The following is a 21,040-nucleotide window of genomic DNA, read 5'->3' on the forward strand; positions in this document are numbered from 1 at the left end:
GTCGCGGCCTTACCAAGGCTCGGGATCGACTCCCGGCTGCCGTGACAGACAGGAGAACAACAATGGCACTACCCCGCGTCGTGGTCTTTGGCGAAGCTCTTACCGACATCGTCCAGGGTAATCCTGGCGAATGGCGCGGCTATCCCGGCGGTGCGCCCTGGAACGTCGCACGCGGCCTGGCCCGTCTCGGGGTGGAAAGTGCCTTTGGCGGTGCCATCAGCCAGGACGGCCTGGGCGACGAGATCGCCTGGCAGTCGGAAACCGCAGGTCTGGACTGCCGCTTCCTGCAGCGGGTCGCCGCCGACCCGCTGGTGGCCATCGTGCCGTCGAGCCGTCCGCCGCGCTATTTCTTCGCCGGCGAAGCCGATCTGCAATTCGATCCGGCGCTGCTGCCGGATGGCTGGCTGGAGGCCGCCGAGGTCTGTCATTTCAGCTGCATCAGCCTGGCCCGCTATCCGCTGGCCGACACCCTGCTGGAGCTCGCGCGCCAGGCCAAGGCCGCTGGCAAGCGGCTGAGCTACGATCCCAACTGGCGCAACCTGATGGACGAGCGCTATCGCCAGCAGACCTTTCCCGAGCTGGTGCGCCTGGCCGACGACATCAAGCTGTCCGACGAAGACATCCGCCAGATCTATCCCGGCCTCGACGAGCGCGCGGCGCTGGACGAACTGCGCACCCTCAATCCCCAGGCGCGCATCCTCTTCACCCGTGGCGAGCACGGCCTGGTGCTCTACACTCCCGAGGGTGAGTGGCAGCAGGCCGCCATCGCCGTGGACGTGGCCGATACCGTTGGCGCGGGTGACGCCTGCATGGCCGGCTGGCTGGCCTCCGGCCTGCTGGGCCTGAGCGATATGCAGCAGCGGCTCAGATTCGCCGCGGCCAGTGCCTCGGTCTCTTGCCGCCATGCCGGTGCCTACGCCCCGACCCGGGCCGACGTGGAGGCCTTGCTGCAGCTGAGCCCCTGCTAGACGCTTTCCCTACAACAACAATAGTCGCCAAGGAAACCCGATGGACTTCCCCGATTTTCGTCGTCGCGAGACCCTGCTGGAGCACGTACGCCACACCCTGGCGTTCTACCACCCGCGTTGTGTCGATCCGCAGGGCGGCTTCTATCATTTCTTCAAGGACGACGGGACGATCTACGATCGCCAGACCCGCCACCTGGTTTCCAGTACCCGCTTCGTCTTCGATTTCGCCATGGCCTATCGGCACTTCGGTGACCCGGCCTATCTGGAGGCGACCCGCCACGGCCTGAGATATTTGCGCGAGCGGCATCGCCAGGCCAACGGCGGCTATGCCTGGCTGCTCGACGGCGACACCGTGGTGGATGGCACCAACCACTGCTACGGCCTGGCCTTCGTGGTGCTGGCCTATGCCCATGGTCTGCAGGCCGGCATCCAGGAAGCCCGCGGCTGGCTCAGTGAAGCCTGGGAATCCCTGGAGACCCGCTTCTGGCGCGAAGCCGATGGCCTCTACGTCGACGAGATCAGCGCCGACTGGCAGACCGTCTCGCCCTATCGCGGCCAGAACGCCAACATGCACGCCTGCGAAGCCCTGCTGGCCGCCTTCGAAGCCAGCGGCGAGGTGCGCTACCTGGATCGTGCCGAGATCCTGGCGCGCAACATGACCCAACGCCAGGCTGAGTTGACCCTCGGGCAGCGTGGCGTGGCCGACCAGGTCCCCGGCGGCCTGATCTGGGAGCACTACCACAGCGACTGGTCCATCGACTGGGACTACAACCGCGACGATCCGGCCAACCTGTTCCGCCCCTGGGGTTTCCAACCGGGGCACCAGGTCGAATGGGCCAAGCTGCTGCTGATCCTCGAACGCCACCGTCCCCAGCCCTGGCTGCTGCCGCGCGCCCAGGCGCTGTTCGACGTCTCCTGGCGGCTGAGCTGGGACGCCGAGCGCGGCGGCCTCTACTACGGCTTCGCCCCGGACGGCTCGCCCTGCGATCCGGACAAGTACTTCTGGGTCCAGGCCGAGGCCCTGGCCGCGGCGGCGCTGCTGGCCGAGCGCAGCGGCGAGCCCCGCTACTGGGAGCATTACGAGGCGCTCTGGCGCTACAGCTGGGAACATTTCATCGATCACGAGCACGGCGCCTGGTGGCGTCTGCTCGACCGTCGGAACCAGAAATACTCCGACGACAAGAGTCCGGCCGGCAAGGTCGACTACCACACCATGGGTGCCTGTTACGAAGTCCTCAACGTCCTGCCGTAAGAAGCTGTCCACGATCTCGCGAGCTGGAGCCAAACAAGGCCTTTTCAACGCAGTTTGGCCGACGCGCGGCAGATCGTGAGCAACTTCTAAGTAATAGAGACGCGGGTTTCGGGCCCTGGGTGCCATCACTTCAATAAAAAGGGATCTCAGTAATGAACAGTCAGAACCACAAGAATCGTCGGGGTATCGCACTGCCCCTGGTCTCCGCGCTCGCCCTCGCGGTAGCCGGTACCGTCCAGGCCGCACCCCAGGCCAATCCGGGTGGCAACTTCAGCGGCGTCAATAACACCGAGGCCGCCTTCCAGCCGCTGGGCAACACCATGACCGGCGACTGGGGCGGCGTGCGCAAGGACCTGCGTGACAAGGGCTGGGACATCAAGCTCGAATACGTGGGCGAGGGTGCCACCAACCTGCGCGGCGGTTATGACGACGACCGCACCGGCCGCTGGAGTTCCCAGTACATGTTCGGCCTCTGGGGCGACATGAACAAGATCGCCGGTTGGGAGAACTCGGTGTTCAAGGTCGCCATCACCTCCCGTGACGGCCGCAACCTGACCGATGATCGCATCACCGATCCGCGCGTCGGCGGCTACTCCTCGGTGCAGGAAGTCTACGGCCGTGGCCAGACCTGGCGTCTGACCCAGCTGTGGCTGTCCAAGGGCTTCTTCGACGGCCGCCTGGACATCAAGGCCGGTCGCTTCGGCGAAGGCGAGGACTTCAACTCCTTCGAGTGCGACTTCCAGAACCTGGCGTTCTGCGGCTCCCAGGTCGGTAACTGGGAAGGCGTCTGGTACAACTGGCCGGTCAGCCAGTGGGCCCTGCGCGTCAAGTACGCCCTGACCCCCGAACTGTTCGTCCAGGTCGGTGCCTACGAGCAGAATCCCTCGCTGCTGGAAACCGGCAACGGCTTCAAGCTCAATGGCAGCGGCACCAAGGGTGCGGTCCTGCCGGTGGAGATGGTCTGGTCGCCCAAGGTCAATGGCCTGCCGGGCGAATACCGCGTCGGCTACTACTACAGCACCGCCAAGGCCGACGACGTCTACGAGGACGTCAACGGCAACGCTGCGGCCCTCACCGGCCTGGATTACAAGGAGCATTCCAGCAAGCACGGCTACTGGGTCGTGGCACGCCAGCAGGTGACCGCCCACAACGACGACCCGAGCCGCGGCCTGTCGGTGTTCGCCAACTTCACCGCCCATGCCAAGGACGTCAACAAGGTCAGCAACTACGTCCAGGCCGGCGTGGTGTACAAGGGTCCCTTCGACGGCCGGCCCAAGGATGACATCGGCTTCGGCGTCGCTCGCATCAGCACCAACAGCGACTTCCGCGACAACCAGCGCGCCCTCAACCAGGCCGCCGGTGCCACGGACTACGACGATCCTGCCTACACCCCGCTGCAGCACAACGAGTACGACGCCGAGCTCTACTACGGGGTCCACGTCACCAACTGGCTGACCCTGCGTCCCAACCTGCAGTACATCAAGAACCCGGGTGGCGTGCGTGAGGTCGACAATGCCGTGGTGGGAGGCCTGAAGGTTCAAGCAGTCTTTTAAATAGCCCCCATAGCCCGCCCTCCAGCCGGATGGCACTGGCCAAGGCCCTGCAGTCGTTATACTGCAGGGCCTTTTTCATTTCCGAGGTTGCCGTGGGTAAGGTCGAAAGTCCCTGCATCAGCCAGTGCAAGATCAAGGACGACGTCTGCCAGGGATGTGGCCGCAAACGCTCAGAGATCAAGGGATGGAAGGAGCTGAAGGACCGCGAGCGCAAGGAAGTCATCGACAAGTCGAAAAAGCGCCTGAAGAAGCTCAAGAAGGGCTGAGGCTACTGCATAGGTCACCCTTGTATCGCGGCCATGGGCCGCTCCTACAGCTCGGGCTAAACTGTAGGAGCGGCCCATGGCCGCGATTACCAATGCCGGAAACGCATGCCTAATCAACAGGCATACCCCGAACCCGCTACTCCCGCTCCACTTCATCCAACAACCCCATGAACGCCTGCGCCGCATTCGAATGGGTGCGTTCCGTATGCAGGATGTACCCCAGTCGCCGCTCCAGCTGGATACCCGGCAGCGGCAGCCGGCGTACCTGATCATCCAGCAGGGTACGCGGCAGCACGCTCCAGGCCAGTCCGATGGACACCAGCATCTTGATGGTCTCCAGGTAGTTGGTACTCATGGCGATGTTGGGCGTCAGCCCCTGGGCATCGAATAGCCCATGCACGATCAGCCGAGTGAAGGTATTGCCGCCGGGAAATACCGCCGGATGCCGCGCCACGTCAGCCAGGGTCACCTGCTCCTGGTTCGCTAGCGCATGCTCGGGCGCGGCCACGAAATCCAGCGGATCGCTCCATACCGGCACTGCCTTGATCGGCGCCGCGGTCTGCGGCGCCAGGGTGATGATGGCCAGTTCTACCCGGCCATGCAGGATTTCGTCGTAAGCCGCCTCGGAGTCGAGGAAACGGATATCCAGTGCCACCTCCGGATATTCCCGGGTGAAGCGCCGCAGGATCGGCGGTAGGCGATGCAGGCCGATGTGATGACTGGTCGCCAGTGTCAGGCGGCCGCCGATGGCACCATTGAGATTGGTCAAGGCGCGGCGAGTGTCATCGATCACGCCTAGAATCTGATAGGCGCGCGGGAGCAGGGCACGGCCAGCTTCGGTCAAGCTGACCTCGCGGCCGATGCGGTCGAACAGCCGCAGCTCCAGCTGCTGCTCCAGCGCGGCGATGCGCTTGCTCACCGCGGGCTGGGTCAGGTGCAGGCGCTCGCCGGCGTCGGAGAAGCCGCCCGTTTCGGCGACGGCGACGAAGGCCTTCAGATTGGCGAGGTCCAAGACTTCGAATTCCTATTGGTTATGCGCTTCATGAAAAAGATGAATTTGTTTCATGCGAGCCTAGCGCGCTATCTTTGACCCCACAAGCACCAAGGGCATGCAAAGGCCCGTGCCGTTCCACGCCTGATGAGGAATCGATCCATGGCTGGCAAGACGCTCTACGACAAACTCTGGGATATGCACCTGGTCAAGCAGCGCGACGACGGTTCCGCGCTGCTCTACATCGACCGCCACATCATCCACGAGGTGACCTCGCCCCAGGCCTTCGAAGGCCTGCGTCTGGCCGGCCGCAAGCCCTGGCGCCTGGACGCCAACCTCGCGACCCTCGATCACAACGTGCCCACCACGCCCGATCGCAAGGAAGGCCTCGACTCCATCAAGGACGAGACCTCGCGCATCCAAGTCAAGACCCTGGACGAGAACTGCGACGACTTCGGCATCACCCAGTTCAAGATGAACGACGTGCGCCAGGGCATCGTCCATGTGATCGGCCCGGAGCAGGGCGCCGTGCTGCCCGGCATGACCGTGGTCTGCGGTGACTCCCACACCTCCACCAACGGTGCCTTCGGCGCCCTGGCCCATGGCATCGGTACCTCCGAGGTCGAGCACGTGCTCGCTACCCAGTGCCTGGTGGCCAAGAAGATGAAGAACATGCTGGTGAAGGTGGAGGGTGAATTGCCCTTCGGCGTCACCGCCAAGGACATCGTCCTCGCCATCATCGGCAAGATCGGCACCGCCGGCGGTAACGGCCATGCCATCGAATTCGCCGGCAGCGCCATCCGTGCGCTGTCCATGGAAGGCCGCATGACCATCTGCAACATGTCCATCGAGGCCGGTGCCCGCGTGGGCATGGTGGCGGTGGACCAGACCACCATCGACTACGTCGAGGGTCGTCCCTTCGCGCCCACCGGCGCCGTCTGGGAAGCCGCCGTGGCCCAGTGGCGCGGCCTGGTGTCCGATGCCGATGCCCACTTCGATACCGTGGTCGAACTCGACGCCGCCCAGCTCAAGCCGCAGGTCAGCTGGGGCACCTCGCCCGAGATGGTCCTGGCCGTCGACCAGCAGGTGCCGGACCCGGCCCGCGAAGCCGATCCGGTCAAGCGTGGCTCCATCGAGCGCGCCCTGAAATACATGGGCCTCAAGGCCAACCAGCCGATCACCGACATCGTGCTGGATCGCGTCTTCATCGGTTCCTGCACCAACTCCCGCATCGAGGACCTGCGTGCCGCCGCTGCCCTGGCCAAGGGCCGCAAGGTCGCCGCCACCCTCAAGCAGGCCCTGGTGGTGCCGGGCTCCGGCCTGGTCAAGGCCCAGGCCGAGCGTGAAGGCCTGGACAAGGTCTTCATCGAAGCCGGTTTCGAGTGGCGTGAGCCGGGCTGCTCCATGTGCCTGGCGATGAACGCCGACCGCCTGGAGAGTGGCGAGCACTGCGCCTCCACCTCCAACCGCAACTTCGAAGGCCGTCAGGGCGCCGGTGGCCGTACCCACCTGGTGAGCCCGGCGATGGCCGCCGCTGCCGCCATCGCCGGTCGTTTCGTCGACGTCCGCGACTTCGCCACCGCCTGAGGAGCCTGACCATGCAAGCCTTTACCCAGCACACCGGTTTGGTCGCGCCCCTGGATCGTGCCAACGTCGACACCGACCAGATCATTCCCAAGCAATTCCTCAAGTCGATCAAGCGCACCGGCTTCGGCCCGAACCTGTTCGACGAATGGCGCTACCTGGATGTCGGCCAGCCCGGCCAGGACAACAGCAAGCGGCCGCTCAACCCCGAGTTCGTGCTCAACCAGCCGCGCTATGCCGGCGCCAGCATCCTCCTGGCCCGCGAGAACTTCGGTTGTGGTTCCAGCCGCGAGCACGCGCCCTGGGCCCTGGATGGCTACGGCTTCCGCTCGGTGATAGCGCCCAGCTTCGCCGACATCTTCTTCAACAACAGCTTCAAGAACGGCCTGCTGCCGATCATCCTCGGCGATGCCGACGTGGACGAGCTGTTCCGTCAGGTCGAGGCCAACGAGGGCTACCAACTGGAGGTCGACCTCGAGAGCCAGACCGTGCGCCGGCCCGATGGCGTGGCCCTGGCGTTCGAGATCGATGCCTTCCGCAAGCATTGCCTGCTCAACGGCCTGGACGACATCGGCCTGACCCTGCAGGATGCCGACGCCATCGCGAGCTTCGAAGCCCGCTATCGCCAGAGCAGTCCCTGGATGTTCCCCAGCGCTTGACCCAGCCGCCGATCCCCGGGATCGGCGCTTTCCCGGAGGCTCCATGAGCGGTGAACACGAGCAACACGTACAGCAGCAATTCGGCGCCACCGCCGAGGCCTATCTGACCAGTGCCGTCCACGCCCAAGGCGCCGAACTGCTCGAACTGCGCGACGCCGTGGCACGCCGCGAGAATGCCAAGGTCCTCGACCTCGGCTGTGGCGGCGGTCACGTCAGCTATAACGTGGCACCGGTGGCAGGGCAGGTCATCGCCCTCGACCTGGCCGAGGAGATGCTCTCGGTGGTCAAGCGCAGCGCCGCCGAGCAGGGCCTGGACAACATTGGTGTCCAGCCCGGCATGGCCGAGCACCTGCCGTTCGGCGATGCCAGCTTCGACTTCGTCTTCAGTAGATACTCCGCCCACCACTGGCGCGACATCGGCGCGGCCCTGCGCGAAGTGCGCCGGGTGCTGCGACACGGTGGCGAAATGGCCATCATCGACGTGGTGTCGCCGGCCAACCCGCGCCTGGACACCTACCTGCAGACGGTGGAGATCCTGCGCGACATCAGCCATGTGCGTAACTACTCCCTGGCCGAGTGGCACCGCCTGCTGGACATGGCCCGCCTGGGCGTGACCCGCTGCCGCCGCCAGCGCCTGCGCCTGGACTTCGCCAGCTGGACCGAACGCATGCGTACGCCCGAGCCCCAGTGCCAGGCCATCCGTAGCCTGCAGAACAAGATCGGCCAGGAAGTCCGCCAGTATTTCGAAATCGACCGCGACGGCTCCTTCAGCGTCGACGTCATGGTTCTCTGGGCCCAGCCCATCTGATTTGGAACAGGAAACGACAATGAGCAAGCAGATCCTCATCCTGCCGGGCGACGGCATCGGTCCGGAAATCATGGCCGAGGCGGTCAAGGTGCTGGAGACGGTCAACCGCGACTACGAGCTGGGTTTCGAGTTGGTCCATGACGACCTGGGCGGCGCTGCCATCGACCGTTATGGCGTGCCCCTGGCCGACGAGACCCTGGAACGTGCCCGCGCCGCCGACGCCGTGCTGCTGGGCGCCGTGGGCGGTCCCAAGTGGGACAAGCTCGAGCGCGACATCCGTCCCGAGCGCGGCCTGCTGAAGATCCGCTCCGCCCTGGGCCTGTTCGGCAACCTGCGCCCGGCCATCCTCTATCCGCAACTGGCCGAGGCCTCCACCCTCAAGCCCGAAGTGGTATCGGGGCTGGACATCCTCATCGTCCGTGAACTGACCGGCGGCATCTATTTCGGCTCGCCGCGCGAGACCCGGGTGCTGGAGAATGGCGAACGCCAGGCCTTCGACACTCTGCCGTACAGCGAAGGCGAGATCCGTCGGATCGCCCGCGTCGGCTTCGACATGGCCCGCCTGCGCGGTCGCAAGCTGTGCACGGTGGACAAGGCCAACGTGCTGGAATCCAGTCGCCTGTGGCGCGAAGTGGTGGAGGAGGTGGCCAAGGACTATCCGGACGTCGAGCTCAGCCATATGTACGTCGACAACGCCGCCATGCAGCTGGTCCGCGCGCCCAAGCAGTTCGATGTCATCGTCACCGACAACATGTTCGGCGACATCCTCTCCGACGAAGCCTCGATGCTCACCGGCTCCATCGGCATGCTCCCCTCGGCTTCCCTGGACGCCCACAACAAGGGGATGTACGAACCCTGCCATGGCTCGGCGCCCGATATCGCTGGCCAGGGCGTAGCCAATCCGCTGGCCACCATCCTCTCGGTGGCCATGATGCTCCGCTATACCTTCGGCGCCGCCGACGCGGCCGAAGCCATCGAGGCGGCCGTGGGCAAGGTGCTCGACCAGGGGCTGCGGACCGGTGACATCTGGTCGGAAGGCAAACGGCGGGTCGGTACCCGCGAGATGGGCGAAGCAGTAGTAGGGGCGCTCGTAAGGCGTTAATCTGATCGGCCGCCGGGGGAGGCGGCCGTCCTCAAGACAACAAAGGTGCAGTAGCGATGAAGCGTGTAGGTCTGATCGGTTGGCGTGGCATGGTGGGCTCCGTGCTCATGCAGCGCATGCTCGAAGAGCGGGATTTCGACTTGATCGAGCCCGTGTTCTTCACCACCTCCAACGTCGGCGGTGAAGGCCCGGCCATCGGCAAGGGCGTGGCGCCGCTCAAGGATGCCTACAGCATCGACGAGCTGAAGACCCTCGACGTCATCCTCACCTGCCAGGGCGGCGACTACACCAGCGAGGTGTTCCCCAAGCTGCGCCAGGCCGGCTGGAAAGGCTACTGGATCGACGCGGCTTCCAGCCTGCGCATGCAGGACGACGCCGTCATCGTGCTGGACCCGGTCAACCGTCGCGTCATCGACCAGGCCCTGGCCGATGGCCGCAAGGACTTCATCGGCGGCAACTGCACCGTCAGCCTGATGCTGATGGCCCTGGGTGGGCTGTTCGAAGCCGGTCTGGTGGACTGGATGAGCGCCATGACCTACCAGGCCGCCTCCGGCGCCGGTGCCCAGAACATGCGCGAGCTGATCCGCCAGATGGGCGCGACCCACGCCGCCGTCGCCGACAGCCTGGCCGATCCGGCCAGCGCCATCCTCGACATCGACCGCCAGGTCGCCGAGACCCTGCGCAGCGAAGCCTTCCCCACCGAGCAATTCGGCGTGCCCCTGGCCGGCAGCCTGATCCCCTGGATCGACAAGGAATTGCCCAACGGCCAGAGTCGCGAAGAGTGGAAGGCCCAGGCCGAGACCAACAAGATCCTCGGCCGCTTCAAGAACCCCATCCCGGTGGACGGCATCTGTGTGCGCATCGGCGCCATGCGCTGCCACAGCCAGGCGCTGACCATCAAGCTGAACAAGGATGTGCCGCTGTCCGACATCCACGGTCTGATCAGCCAGCACAACCCCTGGGTCAAGCTGGTGCCGAACAACCGCGATGTCAGCGTGCGCGAGCTCACGCCGGCCGCCGTCACCGGCACCCTGAGCGTGCCGGTCGGTCGTCTGCGCAAGCTCAACATGGGTTCCCAGTACCTGGGCGCCTTCACCGTCGGCGACCAGCTGCTATGGGGCGCCGCGGAGCCGCTGCGGCGCATGCTGCGTATCCTGCTGGAGCAGTAGGCTACTAGTTAAACGTTTGCCAGTAGAGGAGGGCCGCCAGTAAAGTGCGGCCCTCTTTCGTTTTGGACCGCCTATCATGACTGCCAGAGATATCGCCCTCGTTGGTGCGACCAGCGCCTACGGCGAAGCCATTCGCGAGCTGCTGGACGAGCGTGACGTGCCCCTCGGGCGCCTGCACCTGCTCGCCAGCGGTGAATCGGCGGGGCAGAATCTGCCCTTCCGAGGCAGCAACCTGAGAGTCACGGGGCTCGAAGGCTTCGATTTCGCCCAGGTCGGCATCGTCATTCTCGCCGCCCCGGCCGCCGTGGTGGAGACCTTGAAGCCGCAACTGGCCGCCGCCGGCTGCGCGGTACTCGACCTCAGCGGCGCCTCGGCCGCGGCGTCCGTGCTGCCGCGCATCAACGGCGAGCGCCTCGATCGCCTGCCCGCCGCGCCCTGGCTCGGCGTACCCCTCGCCGCCGCCCAGGCCGCCGCCAGCGTGGCGGCGGTGCTGGCCCGCCTCAACACCCTGGCCGACGCTTCCCTGACCGCCTGTCTTGCCGCCTCCGGTGCTGGGCGTGGCGGTGTCGAGGAACTGGCGCGCCAGGCCACCGAGTTGCTCAACGGTCGCCCGGTCGAGGCCCGGCTGTTCGAAGGCCAGCTGGCGTTCAACCTGCTCGGTCGTACCGGTGCTCCGGCAGCGGATGGCTATACTGCCCAGGAACATCGTCTGTTGGACGAATGTCAGCAGGTACTGGGCGAAACCTTGCCGGTGCTCGACGTCACGGCGCTGCAGGCGCCCGTGTTCTTTGGTGACAGCCTGGCACTGAGCCTGAGGGGCGTGGAGCCCTGGGAGCTGCAGCAGGTGCTGGAGGCCCTGGGTGACGAGCCCGGGCTGGCGCTCGATGAGGACGTTGATTGTCCTTCCGCAGTGGGTGATGCCCTGGGGCGGGAGGAGGTACTGGTGGGGCGGGTACGGCTGCATCCGCGGGATGCGCGGAGGCTGGAATGCTGGTTGGTGGCGGACAACGTCAGATTGTCGGCGCTGACGGCCGTTCAGCTGGCCGAATTGTTGCTTAAACAGTCGGCCTAAAAGATACTCCGTGAAACGTTTCGCCTTGGTCGCCTGAGCGACGAGGGCGTTGACGCAGCACGCAGCGATGGACACAGGCGCCGCTCTCATGGCGCGGTCGATAGCTTCTAAAAAGGGACGGTCATGGTTCGAGTTCAGAAACTGGTGCGGGCAATTGCAGCGGCGAGCGCCTTGATGTCCGGCGCGGCCCAGGCCCTTAGCCTGGGGGAGATCCACCTCAATTCCGCTCTCAACCAGCCTTTCGATGCCACCATCGATCTGTCGGACCTGCGTGATCTCGGCTCCGCCGACTTGCGGCCCAGCCTTGCCTCTCCCGAAGAGTTCGGCAAGGCCGGCGTGGATCGCGCCTTCTTCCTGAACGATCTGAAGTTCGCGCCGGAAACGCGCAATGGCCGCACGGTCATCCGCGTCACCTCGGCACGCCCGGTGCGCGAACCCTATCTGAATTTCCTGCTCGAGGTGAATTGGCCCAGCGGACGCATCCTCCGCGAGTACACCGTGCTGCTCGATCCGCCGCTGTATACCCCGCAGGCGGCCGCGGCACCCTTCGCCCCCCAGGTCCCGGCGACCCCTCGGCCTCGAGCGACCGCGCCGGAAGCCCCGCGCCCGGCGGCGGCGCCCGTTGCGCCGGCCCCCACTGCTCCCCAGGCGCCCGGTACCTACACCACCGAAGCCCGCGATACCCTTTGGGAAGTCGCCGCGCGCAACCGGCCTTCGGGCAGTGTCAGCGTCGACCAGACCATGCTGGCGATCCAGGACCTCAACCCGGACGCCTTCATCGACCGCAACATCAACCTGATGAAGAGCGGCCAGGTGTTGCGCCTGCCCGACCAGGCCCAGGTCAAGACGCGCTCCCAACGTGAAGCCGTGGCCGAGATCGCGCGCCAGACCCGTACCTGGAAGCAGGGCGGCGACAGCGCCGCGTCCGGCACGCCGCGCCGCCAGGTGGACGCCTCCAGCCAACCGGGTACCACCGAGGCGCCCGCTGCCGCTGCCCCCAGGGACAACCTCAAGCTGCTCTCCGGCCAGCCGGCGAACAAGCCTGGCGATGCCGCCAACGGCAAGGGTGGCAAGGGTAGCGACCAGGCCCTGGCCGATCGCCTCGCCGTGACCCAGGAAAGCCTGGATACCACGCGCCGCGAGAACGACGAACTCAAGAGCCGTCTGGGTGACCTGCAATCGCAGCTCGACAAGCTGCAGAAGATCATGCAGCTCAAGGATGCCCAGCTCGCCCGCATGCAGGCCACCATGGCCAATCCCCAGGCTGCGGGCCAGCCCGCGCCGAGTACGCCCGAGACGCCGGCTACGGCAACGCCGTCGGTGAACGGCGCGCCGCCAGTTGCCCAGGAGCCTAGCGCGGCCGCGCCAGCCGCTACGCCGCCCGTGGAGACGCCGCCCGCCCAACCCACCACGCCGCCCGCCAGCGAGGCCGGAACCGGCACGGCTCCGCCGGCCGCCAGCGAACCCAAGGTCATCCCCGTCACGCCAAGCACGCCGGCTACGCAGCCCACGGAGGCGACCAACAGCTTCCTTGACGACATCCTCAGCAACCCGCTGTGGCTCGGCATCATCGGTGGCAGCGCCTTGCTGGCTCTGCTGGTGCTGCTGATGGTCAATTCGCGGCGCAATGCGGTGAAGGAAGCCGAGCGCGCCCGTGATGCCGAAGCGGCGCGTACCGATACCGCCTTCGATCCGGACCCGGAACTCGGCGATCACCACGGCCTCGCCGGTCTGGAGCTGAGCCAGAATCCCCAGGACGCCAGCCGCGACGCCGATGCTCAGGATGACGCCCTCGGCCAGGCGGACATCTACATGGCCTACGGGCGCTTCAGCCAGGCGGCCGAAGTGCTCAAGAAGGCCAGCGACCAGGAACCCCACCGAGCCGACTTGCGCCTCAAGCTCATGGAAGTCTACGCCGAGATGGGCGACAAGGACGGCTTCCAGCGCGAGGAGAGCGAACTCAAGGAAATCGGTGGTGCCCAGCCGGCGGTCGATCACCTGAAATCGCGCTATCCGGCCATGGCCACCGTGGCCGTGGGCGCCGCCACCGTGGGGGCCGCGGCCCTGGCCGCCGCCCACGAGTTGAGTGAGGAGTCATCACGTAACCAGGGGTTCTCGGCCACCGAGGACAGCCAGGACTTCGACCTGTCACTGGATGATTTCGGCAACGACGAGCCTCGTCCGGCCGCCGGTCCGGCCGAAGAGCCGCTGTTCGGCGAAGCCTTCGCCGAGGCCCAGGCCGGTAGCCGGGATGCCCGCGACGATTTCGACTTCGATCTCAATTTCGATCCGGCCCCCGCCGGCTCGCCTGCCAGTCCGACGGCCAAGGACGATGACTTTGCCCTGGATTTCAGCGAATTCGAACGCCAAGGCGACCTGGCGCAGGACGAAACCAGTGCGCCGTCCGCGGCGGATTCGGCCTTCGATGAGCCGCTGACGCCCCGTGAGCCGGCCGCCGACAGCGAGTTGCCGGCCAATTTCGACCTATCCGACCTCGAGGAGCGGCCGGCACCCAAGCGCGAGAGCGACGAGGAATTCGCCGCGCGCCTGCAGGAAGCCTCCCGCCAGTTCGATGCCGAGACCACGAAGGGGGGCGCCGCCGGGGACGGCCTGGACGATTTCGACTTCCTCTCCGGTGAGGACGAGACCGCGACCAAGCTGGACCTGGCGCGCGCCTACATCGACATGGGCGATCCCGAAGGGGCCCGCGACATCCTCGACGAGGTATTGGCCGAGGGCAATGCCGGGCAACAGCAGGAGGCCCGGGAGATCCTCGCCCAGCTCAGCTGATGCCTGTTGCACTTGGCAGAGGAGGGGAGGCGCTATAAGCTGCCTCCCCTTTTTTTCGCCTGACTGTCGCCTTGGATTTTCTAGACCCCACGATCATCGTCCCTCCGCAACGCATCGCGCTCGGCGTCGAGTACAAGGGTGCTCGCTATCGCGGCTGGCAACGCCAGCAACCCGGGGTGCGCTCCGTTCAGGAGACCTTGGAAGACGCGCTGTCCGAGGTCGCCGCGGCGCCCATCGCCCTTCACTGTGCCGGACGAACCGATTGTGGCGTGCACGCCACCGGCCAGGTGGTGCATTTCGAGTCTCCCGTTTCCCGGCCGCTCAAGGCCTGGGTGATGGGCACCAACGCCAATCTGCCCTCGGATATCAGCGTGACCTGGGTCAAGCCGGTCAGCGACGAATTCCATGCCCGCTTCAGTGCCATGGCCCGGCGATACCGCTATGTGATCTACAACGATCCGATCCGACCCGCGCACCTGGCAGAGGAGGTCACCTGGAATCATCGCCCCTTGCGCGTCGAGCCCATGCGCGAAGCGGCCCAGGTGCTGCTCGGTACGCATGATTTCACCTCCTTCCGGGCCAAGGCCTGCCAGGCCAAGTCGGCGATCAAGACCATCCATCACCTGCGTCTCTGGCAGAGCGGGCGACTGATCGTCCTCGACATCCGCGCCAATGCCTTCCTGCATCACATGGTGCGCAACATCGCCGGGGTGCTGATGGCGGTCGGTTGCGGCGAGCGGCCAGTGGAGTGGGTGGGCGAGGTCCTGGCCGCGCGGGAGCGGCGCCTGGGCGGCGTCACCGCTCACCCCTATGGCCTCTATCTGGTAAGGGCCGAGTATCCCGAGCACCTGCCCCTGCCCGAGCGCCCGCTGGGGCCGCTGTTCCTCGGGCATATCCCCGAGTTGGATGACCCCCAAGGCTGACGCTGGACGGGCGGTCTGCTAACATCCATCGATTTGGGACGAGGTCATTCCAGTTTGGCTAACGTTCGAGTGAAGATCTGCGGGATCACCCGGGTCGAGGATGCCCTGGCCGCCGCGGCGGCCGGTGCCGACGCCATCGGCCTGGTGTTCTACGCCCGCAGTCCGCGGGCGGTCAGCGCGGCCCAGGCCCGGCAGATCGTGGCGGCCTTGCCGCCCTTCGTGACCAGCGTGGGGCTCTTCGTCGATGCCTCTCCCTGCGAGATCGAGGAAACGCTGGACGCCGTGCCCCTGGATCTCCTGCAGTTCCACGGCGACGAGACGCCGGCCCAGTGTGCCCGCTATCGTCGCCCTTACATCAAGGCGCTGCGCATGCGCGAAGACATCGACCTCGCCGCCATCGCCCAGGACTACGCCGGCGCTCGCGGGCTGCTGCTCGACACCTATGTCGCCGGTGTGCCCGGTGGCACCGGCCAGGCCTTCGACTGGACGCGCGTGCCGCGGGAGCTGCCGCTACCGTTGATCGTTGCCGGCGGCCTGGAGGCGGACAACGTCGCCACGGCCATCGCGGCGGCGCGGCCCTATGGGGTGGATGTGAGTGGCGGCGTGGAGCAGGCCAAGGGCATCAAGGACGCGGCTGAGATCGCGCGATTCATTGCCGCCGTGCGGAGTGCCCCGATCCCCTGATGTGACCCTCGCAGGGCGGTGACCGTCCACACCTGCGACATATTCGACAGGCCCGCCGCGGCAGGCCTGAAGTCCGACTCCGGCGGAGGCGGCATTGAGACGTGGTAGTGGCCCCCGAGCGGGCATTGCCGAACCCTATATACGGATGCTCAAGGAAGGCGTGGCCTAGGTCGCGCTGGGAGCCCATGCAAGTGGAGAGAGATGCATGAGCAATTGGCTGGTCGACAAACTGATTCCTTCCATCATGCGGTCCGAGGTGAAGCGCAGTTCGGTACCGGAAGGTCTTTGGCACAAGTGTCCGGCCTGCGAAGCGGTCCTCTATCGTCCGGAGCTGGAAAAGAACCTGGACGTGTGCCTGAAGTGCGGTCATCACATGCGCATCAACGCGCGTCGCCGGCTGGACATCTTCCTCGATGCCGACGGGCGTGAAGAGCTGGGTGCCGAACTGGAGCCGGTGGATCGGCTGAAATTCCGCGACAGCAAGAAGTACAAGGATCGCTTTACCGCGGCGCAGAAGGAGACCGGCGAGAAAGACGCGCTGATCTCCATGCGTGGCACCCTCAAGGGCATGCCGGTGGCGGTCTGCGCCTTCGAATTCTCCTTCATGGGCGGCTCCATGGGGGCCGTGGTGGGTGAGCGTTTCGTCCGTGCCGCCAACGTGGCCTTGGAAGAGCGCTGCCCGCTGATCTGCTTCTCCGCCTCGGGCGGTGCGCGGATGCAGGAAGCCCTGATTTCCCTGATGCAGATGGCCAAGACCTCCGCAGTGCTGGCGCGCCTGCGCGAAGAGGGCATCCCCTTCATCTCGGTGCTGACCGATCCGGTCTATGGTGGCGTCTCCGCGAGTCTGGCGATGCTGGGTGACGTCATCGTCGCCGAGCCCAAGGCGCTGATCGGCTTCGCCGGTCCCCGCGTGATCGAGCAGACCGTGCGCGAAAAACTGCCGGAAGGCTTCCAGCGCAGCGAATTCCTGCTGGACCACGGCGCCGTCGACATCATCGTGCCGCGCAGGGAGCTGCGTGATCGCCTGGCCCGCCTGCTGGCGACCTTCCAGCACCAGCCGGCTCCGGCGGCCTGATGCCTTCGCGCAGCCTCGCGCAGTGGCTGGCCTATCTCGAGCAGCTGCATCCCTCGGCGATCGACATGGGCCTGGACCGGGTGCGCGAGGTCGCGCAGCGATTGGGCCTGGCCCGGCCGGCGCCGCGGGTGGTGACCGTCACCGGCACCAACGGCAAGGGCTCTACCTGCGCCTTTCTCGCCAGCCTGCTGCGCGCCAACGGCCAGCGGGTCGGCGTCTACGCCTCGCCGCACCTGGTGCGCTACAACGAGCGGGTGGACGTCGAGGGCACCCTGGCGAGCGATGACGACCTCTGTACCGCCTTCGCTGCGGTAGAGGCTGCGCGCGGCGAGATCAGCCTGACCTATTTCGAAATGGGCACCCTGGCAGCCTTCTGGCTGTTGGAGCGTGCCCAGCTGGACGTCGCCGTCCTCGAGGTCGGGCTTGGTGGCCGCCTGGATGCGGTGAACCTGATCGACGCCGACCTGGCGCTGGTCACCAGCATCGGCCTGGATCATGCCGAATGGCTGGGCGACACCCGCGAAAGCGTGGCGGTGGAAAAGGCCGGCATCTTCCGCGCCGGCAAGCCCGCCCTCTGTGGCGACCCGCAGCCGCCGGTCGAGCTGGCCCAGGCCGCCGAGCGTCTGGGCGCGCCCTTGCTGCAGCGGGGCGAAGCCTTCGATCTGCAGGTCGAGAGTGCCAGCTGGTTCTGGCGTGGCCGCGATGCCCAGGGTAACGGCCTGACACTGGCCGGCCTGCCGCTGCTGGATCTGCCCATGGAGAATGCCGCCCTGGCGTTGCAGGCCTATGCCCTGCTCGGACTGCCCTGGCATCCGGAGCGGATCGCCGCGGCGCTGCTGGCCACACGCATGACCGGTCGGCTGGATCGTCGCCAGGTCGCGTGGGCAGGGGAGAGGCGCCAGGTGCTGCTGGACGTGGCCCACAATCCGCATGCGGCCGAGTACCTGGCGCGCCGTCTGACCATGAAGCCTGTCGCAGGCGTACGCCGCGCCGTGTTCGGGGTGCTGGCGGACAAGGACTTGGACGGTATCCTGGCACCGCTGGAGCGACTCTTCGCCAATTGGGCGGTAGCCACGCTGCCGACCGGCCGCAGTCGCGACGGTGCCGAGGTGGCAGCCATCCTCACCGCCCGGGGCGCCCAGGCCGAGGCCCATGCTTCCCTGGCCGCCGCCTTCGATGCCCAGTTGGCGGCCAGCACCGCGGACGACGAGGTGGTCGTGTTCGGCTCCTTCTACAGCGTCGCCGAGGTGCTCGCGCAGCTCGATCCTCTATCCGAATCCGCGGAGGCCTAACCCATGCTCAAGCAACGAGTCATCGGAGCGCTGGTGCTGCTGGCGCTGATCATCATCTTCGTGCCCATGCTCTTCAGCCGCCAGGACGATGCCCGCAAGGTGGTGGTCGAGACCCCGCCGCAACCCGCTGCGCCGACCGTGCCCAGCACCGAGGTGCAACCGGTGCAGACGCCCGAGGCGCCGCCGGTGGAAGTGGTGCCCGACGATCCGGCCAAGCCGCTCGGCAAGCCGCAGACGCCCATTGCCGGAACCGTCGGCCAGGCACCGGTGCAGAACGCTCCGGCCAGTCCGCCGCCAGCCCAGCCCCAGGCTGCTCCATCCGCCCCGGTGGCCAAGGCGGCGCCGACCACTGCGCCTGCAGCGCCGGCCGCTACCCCCGCACCGGCAGCCAAGCCCGATACGCGGCTGGGCGCAGCCAATCTGCCGGTCAGCTGGTCGGTCCAGCTTGCCAGCCTGTCATCGCGTCCCAGTGCCGATGCGCTGCAGGCCAAGCTGCGCAGCCAGGGTTACAACGCCTACGTGCGTACCGCCGATGGCATGAACCGGGTCTTCGTCGGGCCAGTGATAGAGCGGAGCGAGGCCGATCGGCTGCGCGACCAGCTCAACAAGCAGAATGGCGTCAAGGGCTTCGTCGTACGCTTTCAGCCGGAGCGCGGTTAACCCGGTGATCAGGCTCTGCTAGAATGCAGGGCCTTTTTGTAAGTGGACCTTGCCGTGGGCTTCACCTGGGTGGACTGGGCGATCGTCGCCGTCGTCATCGTTTCCAGCCTGATCAGTCTCAGGCGCGGCTTCGTCAAGGAAGCGCTGTCGCTGGCCACCTGGATCGTCGCTGGCGGCGTCACCTGGGTGTTCGGCGGAGCGCTCTCCACCTATCTGGTGGACTATATCCAGGTACCTTCCGGGCGGGTGATCGCCGCCTGTGTCATTCTCTTCGTGCTGACCCTGCTCGTGGGCGCCCTGGTGAGCTTCTTGCTTGGTGAATTGATCCGCGTCACCGGATTGTCGGGCACCGATCGTTTCCTGGGCATGGCCTTCGGGGCGGCCCGCGGTGCTTTGCTCATTACCGTGGCCGTGGGGCTCTTGAGCCTCGGACCGGTCCAGCAGGATGGCTGGTGGCAGCAGTCGGTACTGGTGCCGCATTTTCTCCTGGTAGCCGATTGGTCGAAGAATCTGCTGTTGGGCTTTGCCGGCCAATGGCTGGGCTCGACGCCCATGCCGAGTCTGCAGTTGTTGCCGCAGCTGGGGCCCAAGGCTCCTTGAACCGTTTTCCAGGCTCCGCTCCGCCGGGGTCATCCGGCGATGGTTCGCCATCGCATCACTTGAAACAGTGGGGTCGCGTCACATGTGTGGCATCGTAGGTATCGTGGGCAAGACGAACGTCAACCAGTCGTTGTACGACGCGCTCACCGTCCTTCAACATCGCGGTCAGGATGCCGCCGGTATCGTGACCAGTCGGGACGGCAAGCTGTACCTGCGCAAGGACAACGGCCTGGTCCGTGACGTCTTCCAGCAGCGACACATGCAGCACCTGATCGGCCACATGGGCATCGGCCACGTGCGCTATCCCACCGCCGGCAGTTCCAGCTCCGCCGAGGCGCAGCCGTTCTACGTGAACTCGCCCTATGGCATCACCCTGGCGCACAACGGCAACCTGACCAACGTCGAGCAGCTGTCGCGGGAGATCTACGAATCCGACCTGCGCCACGTCAACACCAACTCCGATTCCGAGGTGCTGCTCAACGTCTTCGCCCACGAGCTGGCGGTGCGCAACAAGCTGCAGCCCACCGAGGACGACGTCTTCGCCGCCGTCTCCGAGGTGCATGAGCGTTGCCGGGGTGGCTATGCGGTGGTGGCCATGATCACCGGCTACGGCATCGTCGGCTTCCGCGATCCCAATGCCATCCGCCCCATCGTCTTCGGCCAGCGGCACACCGAGTACGGCGTGGAATACATGATCGCCTCCGAGAGCGTCGCCCTCGACGTGCTCGGTTTCACCCTGATCCGCGACCTGGAGCCGGGCGAAGCGGTGTACATCACCGAAGACGGCCGTCTCTACACCCGCCAGTGCGCGCAGAATCCCCAGTACGCGCCCTGCATCTTCGAGCATGTCTACCTGGCCCGGCCGGACTCCATCATCGATGGCATCTCGGTGTACAAGGCGCGCCTGCGCATGGGGGAGAAGCTCGCCGAGAAGATCCAGCGCGAGCGCCCGGACCACGATATCGACGTGGTCATCCCGATCCCGGATACCAGCCGTACCGCGGCCCTGGAACTGGCCAACCACCTGGGCGTGAAGTTCCGCGAGGGCTTCGTCAAGAACCGCTACATTGGCCGGACCTTCATTATGCCCGGCCAGGCCGCGCGCAAGAAGTCGGTGCGCCAGAAGCTCAACGCCATCGAGCTGGAATTCCGCGGCAAGAACGTGATGCTGGTGGACGACTCCATTGTGCGTGGCACCACCTGCAAGCAGATCATCCAGATGGCCCGCGAAGCCGGTGCCAAGAAAGTCTACTTCTGCTCGGCGGCGCCGGCGGTGCGTTTCCCCAACGTCTACGGCATCGACATGCCAAGCGTGCACGAGCTGATCGCCCACGGGCGGACCACCGAGGAAGTCGGTGAGCTGATCGGCGCCGACTGGCTGCTCTATCAGGACATACAGGACCTCAAGGAAGCCGTGCGTACCCGCAAGGCGCCCAAGGTCGAGCAGTTCGATTGCGCGGTGTTCGATGGCGAGTACATCACCGGCGACGTCGATGCCGCCTATCTGAATCGCATCGAGCAGGCGCGCAACGACGCCGCCAAGGTCAAGCACCAGGCGGTGAGCGCCATCATCGACCTCTACAACGACTAAG

General features: G+C 66.2%; 19 protein-coding genes. 18 read left to right on the forward strand and 1 reads right to left on the reverse strand.

What is annotated here, in order from left to right; all coding sequences use genetic code 11:
* Positions 1-62: 62 nt before the first annotated feature.
* The 4 genes from RND78_RS02220 (at position 63) to RND78_RS02235 (ending at position 4,039) form a co-directional block, all read left to right on the forward strand.
* Entirely contained in the window at positions 63-968 is a 906-nt protein-coding gene (locus tag RND78_RS02220) for a carbohydrate kinase (RefSeq protein ID WP_312725671.1), read from the forward strand.
* Positions 969-1,008: 40 nt separating this feature from the next.
* Positions 1,009-2,220 carry an AGE family epimerase/isomerase gene (locus RND78_RS02225; RefSeq protein ID WP_312725672.1) on the forward strand — a complete coding sequence of 404 codons (1,212 nt, stop codon included), beginning with the start codon at positions 1,009-1,011 and terminating at the stop codon, positions 2,218-2,220.
* A gap of 152 nt (positions 2,221-2,372) precedes the next feature.
* The gene (locus RND78_RS02230; protein WP_312725673.1) at positions 2,373-3,773 is read left to right on the forward strand and encodes a carbohydrate porin; all 1,401 of its coding nucleotides are present in this window, start codon (positions 2,373-2,375) and stop codon (positions 3,771-3,773) included.
* A gap of 92 nt (positions 3,774-3,865) precedes the next feature.
* Complete coding sequence (locus RND78_RS02235; protein WP_082900493.1) at positions 3,866-4,039, forward strand: DUF1289 domain-containing protein; 174 nt, start codon at positions 3,866-3,868, stop codon at positions 4,037-4,039.
* A 136-nt stretch (positions 4,040-4,175) separates the two neighbouring features.
* Here the strand turns inward: RND78_RS02235 and RND78_RS02240 are convergent, their stop codons facing one another.
* Positions 4,176-5,051 carry a LysR family transcriptional regulator gene (locus tag RND78_RS02240; protein ID WP_312725676.1) on the reverse strand — a complete coding sequence of 292 codons (876 nt, stop codon included), beginning with the start codon at positions 5,049-5,051 and terminating at the stop codon, positions 4,176-4,178.
* A 141-nt stretch (positions 5,052-5,192) separates the two neighbouring features.
* Here RND78_RS02240 and leuC point away from each other — a divergent pair, with 141 nt between their 5' ends.
* The 14 genes from leuC (at position 5,193) to purF (ending at position 21,039) form a co-directional block, all read left to right on the forward strand.
* Positions 5,193-6,617 (forward strand): 3-isopropylmalate dehydratase large subunit, encoded by a 1,425-nt coding sequence (leuC, locus tag RND78_RS02245; protein WP_312725678.1) that lies wholly within the window; start codon positions 5,193-5,195, stop codon positions 6,615-6,617.
* Positions 6,618-6,628: 11 nt separating this feature from the next.
* Positions 6,629-7,273, forward strand: coding sequence for a 3-isopropylmalate dehydratase small subunit (gene leuD, locus RND78_RS02250; protein ID WP_312725680.1), 645 nt, complete (start codon positions 6,629-6,631; stop codon positions 7,271-7,273).
* Positions 7,274-7,316: 43 nt separating this feature from the next.
* Positions 7,317-8,081, forward strand: coding sequence for a class I SAM-dependent methyltransferase (locus tag RND78_RS02255; protein ID WP_312725682.1), 765 nt, complete (start codon positions 7,317-7,319; stop codon positions 8,079-8,081).
* 19 nt (positions 8,082-8,100) lie between these two features.
* A complete protein-coding gene (leuB, locus tag RND78_RS02260) occupies positions 8,101-9,183 on the forward strand; it encodes a 3-isopropylmalate dehydrogenase (protein ID WP_312725685.1) in 1,083 nt (360 codons plus the stop codon).
* A gap of 56 nt (positions 9,184-9,239) precedes the next feature.
* Entirely contained in the window at positions 9,240-10,352 is a 1,113-nt protein-coding gene (asd, locus tag RND78_RS02265) for an aspartate-semialdehyde dehydrogenase (protein ID WP_312725687.1), read from the forward strand.
* A 76-nt stretch (positions 10,353-10,428) separates the two neighbouring features.
* Positions 10,429-11,424: an aspartate-semialdehyde dehydrogenase gene (locus tag RND78_RS02270; protein WP_312725688.1), complete on the forward strand. Its 996-nt coding sequence runs from the start codon at positions 10,429-10,431 to the stop codon at positions 11,422-11,424.
* 174 nt (positions 11,425-11,598) lie between these two features.
* Positions 11,599-14,214, forward strand: coding sequence for a FimV/HubP family polar landmark protein (locus tag RND78_RS02275; protein WP_409457004.1), 2,616 nt, complete (start codon positions 11,599-11,601; stop codon positions 14,212-14,214).
* 59 nt (positions 14,215-14,273) lie between these two features.
* Positions 14,274-15,137 carry a tRNA pseudouridine(38-40) synthase TruA gene (gene truA, locus RND78_RS02280; protein WP_312725790.1) on the forward strand — a complete coding sequence of 288 codons (864 nt, stop codon included), beginning with the start codon at positions 14,274-14,276 and terminating at the stop codon, positions 15,135-15,137.
* A 54-nt stretch (positions 15,138-15,191) separates the two neighbouring features.
* Positions 15,192-15,821 carry a phosphoribosylanthranilate isomerase gene (locus RND78_RS02285; RefSeq protein WP_312725690.1) on the forward strand — a complete coding sequence of 210 codons (630 nt, stop codon included), beginning with the start codon at positions 15,192-15,194 and terminating at the stop codon, positions 15,819-15,821.
* 205 nt (positions 15,822-16,026) lie between these two features.
* Positions 16,027-16,896, forward strand: a complete 870-nt coding sequence (gene accD, locus RND78_RS02290) for an acetyl-CoA carboxylase, carboxyltransferase subunit beta (protein ID WP_312725692.1) — start codon at positions 16,027-16,029, stop codon at positions 16,894-16,896.
* Positions 16,896-18,188 (forward strand): bifunctional tetrahydrofolate synthase/dihydrofolate synthase, encoded by a 1,293-nt coding sequence (gene folC, locus RND78_RS02295; RefSeq protein ID WP_312725695.1) that lies wholly within the window; start codon positions 16,896-16,898, stop codon positions 18,186-18,188. The genes accD and folC overlap by 1 nt, the downstream gene beginning before the upstream one ends.
* Positions 18,189-18,191: 3 nt before the next feature.
* Entirely contained in the window at positions 18,192-18,848 is a 657-nt protein-coding gene (locus RND78_RS02300; protein ID WP_312725697.1) for an SPOR domain-containing protein, read from the forward strand.
* A 54-nt stretch (positions 18,849-18,902) separates the two neighbouring features.
* Positions 18,903-19,448 (forward strand): CvpA family protein, encoded by a 546-nt coding sequence (locus RND78_RS02305; protein ID WP_312725699.1) that lies wholly within the window; start codon positions 18,903-18,905, stop codon positions 19,446-19,448.
* An 82-nt stretch (positions 19,449-19,530) separates the two neighbouring features.
* Positions 19,531-21,039, forward strand: a complete 1,509-nt coding sequence (purF, locus tag RND78_RS02310; protein ID WP_312725700.1) for an amidophosphoribosyltransferase — start codon at positions 19,531-19,533, stop codon at positions 21,037-21,039.
* The last annotated feature ends 1 nt before the right edge of the window (position 21,040 follow it).

This window comes from Pseudomonas oryzihabitans (assembly GCF_032027545.1).
Taxonomy (GTDB): Bacteria; Pseudomonadota; Gammaproteobacteria; order Pseudomonadales; family Pseudomonadaceae; genus Chryseomonas; species Chryseomonas oryzihabitans_F.